The organism is Paenibacillus sp. CMAA1364, from assembly GCF_054373195.1.
In genome coordinates this window covers 102963-115435 of sequence record NZ_JBITNB010000003.1, presented here as the reverse complement: position 1 = coordinate 115435, position 12473 = coordinate 102963, and the positions used below count along the sequence as shown (strand labels likewise).

Annotated in this window: 12 protein-coding genes; all 12 read right to left on the bottom strand. The window is 40.9% G+C overall.

The window, feature by feature from the left end; all coding sequences use genetic code 11:
• Positions 1-34: 34 nt before the first annotated feature.
• On the bottom strand, positions 35-1252 hold the full coding sequence (dapG, locus tag ACH8E3_RS03950) for an aspartate kinase (RefSeq protein ID WP_458631302.1): 1218 nt from the start codon (positions 1250-1252) through the stop codon (positions 35-37).
• 25 nt (positions 1253-1277) lie between these two features.
• Positions 1278-2324, bottom strand: coding sequence for an aspartate-semialdehyde dehydrogenase (locus ACH8E3_RS03945; protein WP_458631301.1), 1047 nt, complete (start codon positions 2322-2324; stop codon positions 1278-1280).
• A gap of 53 nt (positions 2325-2377) precedes the next feature.
• A complete protein-coding gene (locus ACH8E3_RS03940; RefSeq protein WP_458631300.1) occupies positions 2378-2974 on the bottom strand; it encodes a dipicolinate synthase subunit B in 597 nt (198 codons plus the stop codon).
• On the bottom strand, positions 2971-3870 hold the full coding sequence (dpsA, locus tag ACH8E3_RS03935; RefSeq protein WP_458631299.1) for a dipicolinate synthase subunit DpsA: 900 nt from the start codon (positions 3868-3870) through the stop codon (positions 2971-2973). Before dpsA ends, ACH8E3_RS03940 begins: the two co-directional genes overlap by 4 nt.
• 134 nt (positions 3871-4004) lie before the next feature.
• The gene (gene dut / locus ACH8E3_RS03930) at positions 4005-4451 is read right to left on the bottom strand and encodes a dUTP diphosphatase (RefSeq protein ID WP_458631298.1); all 447 of its coding nucleotides are present in this window, start codon (positions 4449-4451) and stop codon (positions 4005-4007) included.
• Complete coding sequence (locus ACH8E3_RS03925; protein WP_458631297.1) at positions 4429-5694, bottom strand: M16 family metallopeptidase; 1266 nt, start codon at positions 5692-5694, stop codon at positions 4429-4431. Before ACH8E3_RS03925 ends, dut begins: the two co-directional genes overlap by 23 nt.
• Before the next feature lie 75 nt (positions 5695-5769).
• Positions 5770-6759, bottom strand: a complete 990-nt coding sequence (locus tag ACH8E3_RS03920) for a polysaccharide deacetylase family protein (RefSeq protein ID WP_458631296.1) — start codon at positions 6757-6759, stop codon at positions 5770-5772.
• A 165-nt stretch (positions 6760-6924) separates the two neighbouring features.
• Positions 6925-9009 carry a polyribonucleotide nucleotidyltransferase gene (pnp, locus tag ACH8E3_RS03915; RefSeq protein ID WP_458631295.1) on the bottom strand — a complete coding sequence of 695 codons (2085 nt, stop codon included), beginning with the start codon at positions 9007-9009 and terminating at the stop codon, positions 6925-6927.
• Positions 9010-9127: 118 nt separating this feature from the next.
• On the bottom strand, positions 9128-9397 hold the full coding sequence (rpsO, locus tag ACH8E3_RS03910; protein ID WP_458631294.1) for a 30S ribosomal protein S15: 270 nt from the start codon (positions 9395-9397) through the stop codon (positions 9128-9130).
• A gap of 155 nt (positions 9398-9552) precedes the next feature.
• Entirely contained in the window at positions 9553-10494 is a 942-nt protein-coding gene (gene ribF / locus ACH8E3_RS03905) for a riboflavin biosynthesis protein RibF (protein WP_458631293.1), read from the bottom strand.
• 61 nt (positions 10495-10555) lie between these two features.
• A complete protein-coding gene (gene truB / locus ACH8E3_RS03900) occupies positions 10556-11473 on the bottom strand; it encodes a tRNA pseudouridine(55) synthase TruB (RefSeq protein WP_458631292.1) in 918 nt (305 codons plus the stop codon).
• Positions 11470-12447 carry a DHH family phosphoesterase gene (locus ACH8E3_RS03895; RefSeq protein ID WP_458631291.1) on the bottom strand — a complete coding sequence of 326 codons (978 nt, stop codon included), beginning with the start codon at positions 12445-12447 and terminating at the stop codon, positions 11470-11472. Before ACH8E3_RS03895 ends, truB begins: the two co-directional genes overlap by 4 nt.
• Between the last annotated feature and the right edge of the window lie 26 nt (positions 12448-12473).

The window sequence follows — 12473 nt, the reverse complement described above, 5'->3', positions numbered from 1 at the left end:
TTAGCTTCGTAAGTAAAACATATATTATTACAATTTATCTATTCAACTCAAAAGTACTATGAAGCGAACGTAAAGATTGCACCATATCTTCCTTTTTAACGAGTACCCAAATGGTCGTATTCGAATCCGCTGATTGCAGAATTTGTATATGTTGTTCGCTTAATGATTCAACGATTCGCGCCATTATACCAGGTACGCCATTAATACCACCACCGATGATAGATACCTTTGCGCATCCTGCAATGCTCTTTGGTTTCATTCCCAATTGTTGTAGGATTGAAAGTGCCTTTTCAGATTGCTGATCGAACACAGTATATACTGCCCCAGTGGTTGTAACGTTGATGAAATCAACGCTTATTGAATTCTCTGCCATTGCTTTAAATACCTTTAACTGTAGGTTGCTAGATTCATCACAGCAATCTACAGTGATCTGGGTAACATTACTAACGTAAGCAATACCAGTGACGAAACGATCTACAACGCCTGCTTGGACATCTCTGAATCCTTCCGGATTCGTAACTAATGTCCCTTCGTCCTCAGAGAAGGTGGAGCGTATGCGTATTGGGATTTGTGCTTGCATAGCAATTTCTACCGCACGAGGATGAATGACCTTCGCACCTTGATGTGCCATATTACATATTTCATTATAACTCACATGTGATATAGGTCTAGCATCTTCTACTATTCTTGGGTCTGCAGTCAACACACCATTCACATCGGTGTATATATCAACCATTTCAGCTCGAAGGGCGACACCCAATGCTGTCGCTGTAGTATCACTACCACCTCTTCCTAGGGTAGTGATATCTCCAGCATCGGTCTGACCTTGAAATCCAGTTACAATCACAACTTTATTCTTCTTCAATTCCTCTATGATTCGTATAGGTTCTACTTTTAGAATACGTGCGTCACCAAAGTGATCATCCGTTTCGAACCCTGCTTGAGCTCCTGTAAGAACTGTAGATGCAATACCATTACTCTCTAATAAGCTACATAAGGTCGTTGCAGATATGATTTCACCACAAGATAATATCATATCTTTTTCACGGGCGGGTAACGCATTACCATTCTGAGCAATCCATTCAAGTAATGTATCGGTAGCATAGGGTTCGCCACGCCGACCCATAGCGGAAACAACAACTACGATATTATAATTCGCATCCAATTCCCGTCTAATATGTGCAATAACATGATCCCTAGCTTGTTGAGAGGATAATGAAGTACCACCGAATTTCTGTACTAAAGTCCGCATTTCTATTCCTCCAAATAATATAACCCTATTCGTGCTCGGAAAGATTAGATGCAACTATCTCAGCAATTTGTACTGCATTCCAAGCTGCGCCTTTAATGAGGTTATCAGAAACAATCCATAGATTTAATCCACGCTCATGCCCAAAGTCTCTACGCAGACGCCCAACAAAGATATCAGGTTTGCCCGTTGAATCCGTAGCTAGCGGATAAGCTTGCGTAGATGGATCGTCAATCACTGTAATCCCTGGAGCGTTTTCAAGCAATGTTCTTACTTCATCTAGATTGTAGTCTTTTTTCAATTCTACATATACAGATTCAGAATGACCATAAATTACAGGAACTCGAACACAAGTTGCTGTTACCGAGATCGATTCATCACCCATTATTTTTTTTGTTTCATTCATCATTTTCATTTCTTCAAGGGTAAATCCATTCTCTTCAAATTTATCAATCTGAGGGATTACATTGAATGCAATCTGATGTTTAATTGGAAGGGAGCCTACAGGAAGGATCTCTGGCTCTACTTGGTGACCATCAAGCACTTCCTTACTTTGACGAAGCAGCTCATCAATAGCTTTGCTTCCTGCACCAGAAACTGCCTGATACGTTGAAACAATGACACGTGAGATACCATAAGTATCTTGTAATGGCTTCAATGCAGCAACCATTTGGATGGTAGAACAATTCGGATTCGCTATAAGACCATTATGCTCATTGATCTTCTCTGCATTCACTTCAGGAACAACAAGTGGCGTGCTTGGATCCATTCTATAGGCATTTGTATTATCAATACATATAGCACCATGACGAATAGCGTGTGGAGCGAACTGCTTACTGATATCTCCACCAGCACTAAACAAAGCAATATTTATGCCTTCAAAACTGTCAGGAGTAGCTTCTTCTACTATTACATCTTGACCCTTAAACTTAATGACGGTACCTGCAGAACGTGCAGAAGACAATAGTTTCAACTTAGATATTGGAAAATCACGTTTCTCCAATAATGCGATGATTTGTTCACCAACTGCTCCTGTAGCTCCTAGAACAGCGACATTAAATTTCTGATTGCTCATTTGCTGTATCTCCCCTTAACTAATTATAACATATCTAATATAAATATAAGTTCCTACGCTGAATGAAACCGTTCAATGATCATGGGCTGTATCTGTGTCCCACTAAGTGCCGCGTAACACGTCTCTGGAATAAGTTCCATCTTGGCAACGAGAGAGTTAGGCTTCTGCTGAGGATTATCCTGACCATACGGTACAAAATAAATATTCTTCGTTACCATCAGCTTCGCAATATTTGCTGCGTTCAGACCTAATCCGTCATTTGTCGAAATAGCAATCACTAATGGACGCCCGTTGCGCATCTGGGCTTTCGCTGCCATTAAGACTGGCGTATCCGTCATCGCATTCGCTAATTTACTTGTTGTGGTTCCAGTACAAGGCCCAATAACGAGTACATCTAATAATTTAGATGGACCCAGAGGCTCAGCTCCAACAATTGTAGAAATAATATCATTCCCTGTAATATCTTTCAACTGTTTCAACCAATTTTGTGAGGATCCAAAACGCGTATCCGTATTTTGCACCGTGTTTGAGACAATTGGCACCACATTTGCACCTTCTTGAACAAAGCGCAATACTTGTGGCATTACTTCTTCTAACGTACAATGAGAGCCCGTTATCGCATACCCTACCGTCTTACCCTGCCACTTCATTTCTCATCCCCCCGAATCTTGATCTCATCTGAGATCAACTGTATCAATGCATTTGCAATGATATTGCCAGCCGTCTTAGGAGCAACGATGCCTGGTAGACCAGGAGCAAGCAGTGCCTTAATGCCTCGCTTTTCCGCAAACCGGAAATCACAGCCACCCGGGGCTGAAGCAAGGTCAATAATAACTGCATTTGGGGGTATTTGGGACAGGATTTGTGCTGTGACCATCATAGTCGGTATCGTATTAAAAAGCAAGTTGATATCAGATACTTTAAGGCCCAAATCCCTTGTCACAAAAGGCTCCCAGCCCATTTCGATCGCCCTAGCAAAGTGCACTTCAGATCGTACGCCCATCGTTATCTTCGCTCCCAATCCTTGCAAGCTTTTGGCTAATGTAAACCCAGTTCTACCCATGCCTAAGACCATACATTTCGAACCATGTATCGTGAAATCTGTCTGCTGTATAGCCATCATTATGGCGCCTTCTGCTGTAGGTATTGAATTATAGATTGCTACATCATCCCGCTCCAGTAGCTCAACAAGCCGGAGTTCATGTGTAGCGCACATTTCTCTTAAATAGGACTTCGCAATTCCTGTAAATACCATGCAATGTTGTGGTAACGCTTCGAAATGTTCCTCTAGTAGTTGTAATGGTTGTGAGGAGAATACCGTTGCAATTTCACCTTCGTTGTTACAGCCAATGACAGGTAATACTAATATATCCGCTTGTTCTAATAACCCAGTTGTAAGCTCTACTCTAGTCATGTCACCTAACTGATCTGTAAGCTCATCGAACCCAACCATAGTGACGATTGCATCTTTATGAGAACATGCCCGAATCACTTCGATCTGTCTAGCATCCCCACCTATGAACACAATTCTTACGCCAGTTAGCATCAGAATGTATCTCCTTTCACAATTCCAAGTACTATATCGCATGATATGCGACAGCCTAAACAGGGGTGAAGGATGTTGAACAAAAAAAAGAGTTTATGAATGCCCTATTCCGGCATTCATAAACCCCATCAAGATTATTTACCTGTATGACCAAAGCCACCAGCACCACGCACAGTCTCAGAAAGCTCATTCACGATTTCCCATTCCACTTCAGGCACGATTTGGAATACTATTTGAGCAATCCTTTCATTCCTCACGATCGTAAATGGCTCAGAACCCAGATTAATCAACAGAACTTTAACTTCCCCTCGATAGTCTGCATCAATCGTTCCGGGTGTGTTAAGACACGTTATTCCGTGTTTAAATGCAAGCCCACTACGAGGACGTATTTGCGCTTCTAATCCTTCCGGCATAGCAATGGCATATCCCGTTGGAATTAGCTTTCGTTCGCCAGGTTGCAGAATAATCTCTTCCACAACGGCTGCGTATAAATCATATCCAGAAGCAAGACGGGACATCTTCTCTGGAAGCTTGATATCTTCATTTCCTGATAACCTATTAATTTGAACGTAATGTAACAAAATCATCACCCCTTATTCCCAATATACTTTTATTCGAAGTCCCGACCATAGCGGTTGAGAATGCCTCGCTAAACATCAGATCAAGAACAGAATCCACATCATCCATAGAGATATTATCTATATTTGTGATCATTTCATCTAATGAATAGTGTCTACCTAGCATCAATTCATTTTTACCTAAACGATTCATTTGGCTGCCAGTCCCTTCTAGACTGAGTATCAGACTGCCTTTCAATTGCTCTTTACCTTTTCGCAATTCATCCGCAGATAATCCCTTCGTGGCAAGTTCAAATAGCATTTCCTTCGTGATCTCCATGACTTCATTGGTTTGTTTAGGCGCAGTACCCGCATATATAGTAAACAAACCATTATCTGCATGAGAACTATGGTACGAATATACAGCGTAGGCTAATCCACGATTTTCACGAATTTCTTGAAATAGGCGGGAACTCATCCCACCACCAATAGCATTGTTTAGCAACACCATAGCATATTGTCTTGGGTCCTCAATCGAACAACCTGGAAAAGATAAGCATATATGATTTTGTTCTGTCTTCTTCTTATGGAATAGGACCTCACTATGAAACTTAGGTACTGTGATATTACTTTCACTTCCATGATTGTTAAACTCACCGAAATGTTTTTCCAATAATTCTACTAAGTGATCATCAAGATTACCAACAACACTTATAACCGTATTCTCGACTGTATAGTGTTCTGACATATATGCCTTGAGGTCTTTCGCCTTCATTTCTTCCAATTGCACTTGTGTACCCAAGATCGGATAGGCTAGTGGATGATCACCATAAACCGCTTTTGCCATTAAATCATGGACGATATCATCTGGTGTATCCTCATACATCGAGATTTCTTCGAGAATAACATTCTTCTCCTTCGATAATTCACCATCATCCATATTTGATCTAAAGAACATATCTGCTAACACATCAACTGCAATAGGTAGATGCTCATCCAGCACCTTAGCATAATAACATGTATATTCTTTCGACGTGAACGCATTCAGATTGCCTCCAATGGCATCGAATTGTTCAGCGATATCTTTGGCATCGAAACGTTCTGTACCCTTAAAAAGCATATGCTCAATGAAGTGAGAAACTCCATTATTTTGGACATTCTCATACCTCGAACCCGTTTTCACCCAAATCCCGAAAGAAACAGAACGGCAAGTTGGAATCTTTTCCATAACTACTCTTAGGCCGTTACTTAGCATTATTTTTTCCATACAATGGCCCCCTATTATGTAACACTGAAATCACAACAATATAATCCATTCCTTATCCTACCAAAGAAATCAACTTCACTCAACTTTCGTTGGAATAATATGCGTTGTAGATAAGGTCTCACTTACCGTACCTAGATCTAAGCCCTTCGCTCTGATCGCATGAATCATCCCTTTTAGCGCATCAGAAGAAGATGAAGTGGGGTGCATCAATATAAGAAATCCAGGTTCAACTTTAGTAGCTATTTTATTTATGATAGACTCCGCAGATGGATGCTTCCAATCCACCGTATCTAATGTCCATAGTACCGTATGCATTCCTTCTTCTTTTGCAATTCTAACAGTATCACTATCGAAGTCGCCCGATGGTGGCGCAAACCATTTAGGTTCCACACCCAATCGCTCTTTCAGTAGAGTCTGTGTTCTACTTATTTCACTTCTAGCCTTCTCTTCTCTTAACTCACTCATATTAAGATGCGAGTACGCATGATTGGATAATTCGTGACCCCTCTTTTGGATCTCTTTAGCCATCTCCATGTTGCTGTTCAGCCACTTACCATCAAAAAAGAAAGTAGCCTTAACCTTTTCTTGATCTAATGTATTAAGCATCGACGTAACGTATTCATTACCCCAAGCGACGTTGATCATAAAAGAAACCAACGGTTTGTTGGGGTTACCACGATAGATGGGTTGAAGCCCAAGATCTGACAGATCTACCTTAGGGGGTAATTGGCGATATATATATGTAATTGATTTTAATTTTCCTTGTGATTTAGCTTGTTTATATGTTTCATCTATATTGATTTCTAACCCATTGTAACCTGGGATTGCCTTCCATATCCGATCAATCTTGGCATCTATCGGTTCAATTCTAGTCTTAACAGCCTCGTCCTTTATCTCCTTATATAAGAGATCCTGATCAGGGATCTTATCTACCCCTAGTAATACTTCTGACGAGAAGGGTTTGTTTTGACCCACTCCAATAAACTCCTTTATGCTACTGGATTGACCGATACCCAACACGACCGTAAAACATGCGAGTAAAACAGCAAACTTTCTCGTATTCATGAATTATTTCATCTCCTTATTACCTTTGTCCCATCATATGTGATCTATATATGGAATATGAATAAGGAGATGAACTGGATGTCATTAAAAAAAGAGCCAGAAATTAAAGCATTCTGTCTCTTTTCCAATGAAGCATTATTCATTTCTTGAACAAACGCCTCTATATTATACGCTCAAAGTAGCTTTTCGAGATAAATTAATACGTCCTTGTTGGTCAATCTCTGTTACTTTCACGGTGATTGAATCTCCAATAGCGATCACATCTTCTACTTTGGCAACTCTATCATTGGATAGCTGTGAAATATGAACCAAACCATCTTTATTCGGAAGAATCTCTACAAAGGCACCAAATTTCTCAATGCGCTTCACAGTACCTACAAAGATCTCGCCCACTTCAACTACACGAACGATACCTTCAATAATAGCACGTGCCTTCTGGTTCATTTCTTCATTTGTTGAAGCAATGAATACACGTTCATCTTGTTCGATATCAATCTTAACCCCTGTATCTTCAATAATCTTGTTGATGACTTTACCACCCGCACCAATCACATCGCGAATACGATCAGGATTAATATTTAGCGTCATAATCTTAGGTGCATATGCTGATAATGATGCTCTAGGGGAAGAAATAGCTTCGTTCATTTTGCCTAAGATGAACATTCGTCCTTCTTTAGCTTGAGCTAAAGCATCCTGTAGAATCTTACGACTAATTCCATCGATCTTAATATCCATCTGTATCGCCGTAATACCTGCAGCTGTTCCCGCAACTTTAAAGTCCATATCTCCAAGATGATCTTCCATACCTTGAATATCTGTCAAGATCGACACATGTTCTCCGTCTTTAATAAGTCCCATAGCTACACCTGCTACTGGAGCCTTTATCGGTACTCCCGCATCCATCATAGCAAGAATTCCTGCACAGATACTAGCTTGTGAAGATGATCCATTGGATTCTAACACTTCAGATACAAGACGAATTGCATAAGGGAAGTCAACCTCAGAAGGAAGTACCTTAGCCATTGCTCTTTCTCCAAGTGCTCCATGTCCGATTTCACGACGACCTGGCGGACGTAATGGACGTGCCTCACCTACGCTGAATGGTGGGAAATTATAATGATGCATGAAGCGTTTCGAATCTGTTGGATCAATACCATCAAGAATCTGGACGTCACCTAGTGCACCTAAAGTACATACACTTAATGCTTGTGTCTGTCCACGTGTGAATAAGCCCGTACCATGTGTTCGAGGTAAGATACCAGTATCACATTCTATTGGACGAATCTCGTCCAACTTTCGTCCATCTGGGCGAACTTTGTCATGTGTAATCAAGCGTCTTACTTCTTCTTTCACTATATCATGTAATACTTCCTTAACATCTTTCATAAGTTCAGGAGTCTCTATGTACTTTTGTTCGAACAAAGTTACCGTCGACTCATTAATAAGATCAATTGCATCTTGACGTGCGTGCTTCTCCGAAACTTTCACAGCGTCCTTCAATTGGACTTCTGCAAATTCACGAACAGCAACGTTCACGTTAGCATCCACTTCATGAAGTTTAACAGCCATCTTAGGTTTGCCAACTTGGGATACCAATTCTTCAATGGTTGCTACAATGTTCTTGATCTCATCATGTCCAAACATGATGGCTTCAAGCATAATCTCTTCTGGCATTTCATTACCTTCTGCTTCAACCATCATAATGGCATCTTTGGTTCCAGCAACTACCAGGTAAAGATCACTTGTCTCTTGATCTTCCATGTTCGGATTGATGATGAACTGTCCATCCTTACGACCCACAGCTACAGCACCAATAGGACCGCTAAATGGAACATCAGAAATACTTAATGCCGCAGAAGTACCAATCATCGCAGCAATGTCAGGTGCGCAATCATTGTCTACGCTCATTACAATATTTGCTACTTGAACATCGTTTCGGAATCCCTCTGGGAATAATGGACGAATAGGTCGGTCCGTTAGACGGCTAGAAAGAATTGCTTTTTCGCTCGGTCTACCTTCACGCTTAATAAATCCACCAGGGATTTTACCTGCTGCATACATTCTTTCCTCATAGTTTACTGTGAGTGGAAAAAAGTCTAAATCTTTGGGTCCGTTAGATGCAGTTACTGTACATAGAACAACTGTATCTCCATAATGAACCATGACTGCGGCATTCGCTTGCTTAGCGAAACGACCAGTTTCTAAAATAAGGGTTCTTCCACCCAATTGCATTTCAACGCGTTTTTCCATGAAATCCCTCCTTTTAATATTACTTTATTGTAAAAAGAAACCCAATTGCCCCACGCTGTCACTCCTAAAAGGACATACGGTGGACAACCAGGCTGCATTTGTTAAAGCTATTGGATTATTAACGACGCAATCCGAGTCTCTCAATCAACGTACTATAACGTCTAACATCTTTGTTCTTCAAGTATTTCAACAACTTACGACGTTGTCCAACCATCTTCAACAATCCACGACGAGAATGATGATCCTTCTTGTGTGTTTGGAAATGGCTAATCAGATTCGTAATGTTCTCCGTAAGGATAGCGATCTGTACCTCTGGTGATCCAGTATCAGAATCATGTGTTTTGTGTTCAGCGATCAATTCGTGCTTACGCTCTTGTGTTAATGCCATCCTATTCACCTCCTTCAATTATAATCGCCATTAGCCTCGTTACCGTTGGTGAGATCGAATAACCAAGCTAAGGTTATCTTGTCTTTGTCTCCAATGACGTTTCTCAGTATAACATAGTTATATATAGAATGTAAATATTCTAAGACGAACTTGTCCTATGACTTCAATAGCTCCTCTGCTAACTGAGCATCTGTCCCAATCTGAGCAATCAATTGCTCAATGGATGCGAAACGTCGCTCTTCTCGCAAGAAATGTACAAGCTCTATCGTTAAATGTTCACCATATATATTTTGATTGAAATGAAATAGATGTGCTTCATAACTTGGGGCTACTATTCCGTCTTGGAATGTTGGTTTCACACCTATATTCATAACTCCTGGTATCCATTTCCCATCATAAAATGTACGAATAGCATATACACCTTTAGCAGGAACAACATATCGATCATCTAGTTTGAGATTTGCCGTAGGGAAGCCAATGGTACGCCCCCGCTTCTCACCATCTACCACAATACCTTTCAACTGATAAGGATGTCCAAATGATTTGTTCGCTAAGGCTAAGTCACCTATCTGAAGCGCCTTTCGGATGATAGAGCTACTAACCTTTTGACCATCTAATAGAAAAGGTGGCGTAATCTCAACATTGATCACACCTTGTCCCATTTCACGAAGCATCTCAACATCCCCTGCTCCTTGATAACCAAAGCGGAAATCAAACCCAACCACCACGGTATCGATATTTAAGGGGAGTAATACACCAGAGAAGAAATCCTGAGGGCTAACTCTAGAAAATTCTTCATTAAATTGAGCAACATAAAGCGTGTCAATTCCTAGTTCCTCAAGCAATGCCTGTTTATCTTGAAGTGGAGTTAAATACCCATCATAGTTGCCTTTACCCATTACGTCTTTCGGATGGGGATTAAAGGTAACTACAGCCGATGGGATTCTTTTTTCTTTCGCAATATCGATCGCGGAAGAAATCACACTGACATGCCCCAAGTGAATCCCATCAAATTGACCTATAGCTATAACTTGAGGAGGTTGACTATCACTAAGCATTTCAGGTGTCAGGGGATAAGATAACATAACCGTCTTCATTGTATGCTCACCTGCAATTCCTTTAGATAACTTGATTCTCTGTAATACATCATCAGAATCATTATTGTTGCAAGAATACTTTTATGGGCGCAATGGCCCCTGTTTCTTTTTGGCGTTGGAATATTCCTATAAAGCGTTTCTCTGAATCGTATAGTCGTATAGGTTCATCGTTAGTTACTTCAGGACTTACTGATTTATAAGAAAGCCTTTGACCTTGGATCGCAGCAACGGTTTTGTCCTCAGATACCGTATGTGCAGATATATGAGGTATCGACTCATCTACAGGAATCAAATACGATTCTAATGTTCCTTCGTCTCTATAACGCTCAATATCAGCAAAGCTCAAGCAATGTTGTGCTTCAATTCCAGCTGATTTGGTCCGCTCAAGCTTCGCCATAACAGATGGAACTCCTAATGCTCGTCCAATATCAACGCATAGTGTACGGATATAAGTTCCTTTTGAACACAAAGCCCGAAAGGTGATTTCAGGATAAGATTCATTCCAAGTAATCCCCACCATTTCTATCTCATAAATGGTGACTTCACGACTTTTCCGCTCGACTATTTTACCTGCCCTTGCTAATTCATATAAACGTTTACCATCCACCTTAACAGCAGAGTACATAGGTGGTATTTGTGAGATTACACCTTGAAAAGTATTCAGTACACTCTGAATTTCTTCCTCAGTAACATGGACACAATCCACTTGCTCTATAATTTCTCCGCTCAAGTCTTCCGTGTCCGTTGCAACTCCCAGACGCATTGTAGCATAGTACTCCTTCGGTAGTTCTTGCATATATTCAACTACTCGCGTAGCACGGCCCAAGCACAATGGCAGTACGCCCGTAACCTGTGGATCAAGAGTTCCTGTATGTCCAATCCGTTTCATCCGAAGAATGCCACGGACTTTTGCAACAACATCATGTGATGTGAATCCTGCTGGTTTATAGACCGCAAGTATTCCTTCTAAATCGCTCATAATAATTGCCTCACCTGTTCTAGCACATTAGGAACAATCTCATCTAGCGTTCCTTCTATTCGACAACCTGCTGCTCGCATATGTCCTCCACCACCGAATTGTTGTGCCAATGCTGCAACATCGACTTTACCGGAAGAACGTAGGCTTACTTTCACGGCAGTGTCATCAATTACTTTAAATAGAATCCCCACTTCTACACCTTGTATATTCCGAGGAAAGTTCACAATCCCTTCCAAATCCTCATTAATTGCTCCACATTCCTTCATTGATTCAGATGTAATGTGAACCCAACTTATTAGACCATCAGAAGACATTTCTAACGTACTTAATGCTTTGATCAATATTCTCATCTGAGAAGGTGTCATTTCTTCTAATAGCTTCTCAGACAACCATGGGCCATCAACACCGTAAGTAAGTAGTTCAGAAACAACACGCATTACCTTGGGAGTCGTATTGGAATACCTAAATCCTCCCGTGTCTGTTAGTAAGCCTGTATATACAGCTGTAGCAGCTGCTTCTGTCCACTCAATGGAGAACTTCCCTACTAAATCATAGAGTATTTCTGCTGTGGCGGCTGCATCCGATTTGATAAGATTCACAGCTCCGTAACCGTCATTGGTTGGATGATGATCTATATTTAGAATTAATGCATCCTCAGCAAAGAACTGTTTGGTTAATCCAACACGCATAAAATCAGCACAGTCCACACAAATGACATGCTGAAATACTCTGCTAGGAGGGTTAATACCCATATCAAGTATAGTATCACTTAACATGAGAAACTCCATGCGATGTGGAATAGATCCCTCATTCACCAACGTGAATTTCTTCCCTAAACATGAGAGAAGCCAGCCCACAACGACCGTGGAACTGACTGCATCTCCGTCTGGCTGAACATGCGACACTACAAGATAATCATCATGCTTGAGCAAATACTCTTTTGCACTATCAAGCGATTGTTCATAGGTCTGCATTGTCGTCTCCTTCTAAACCTCTATTA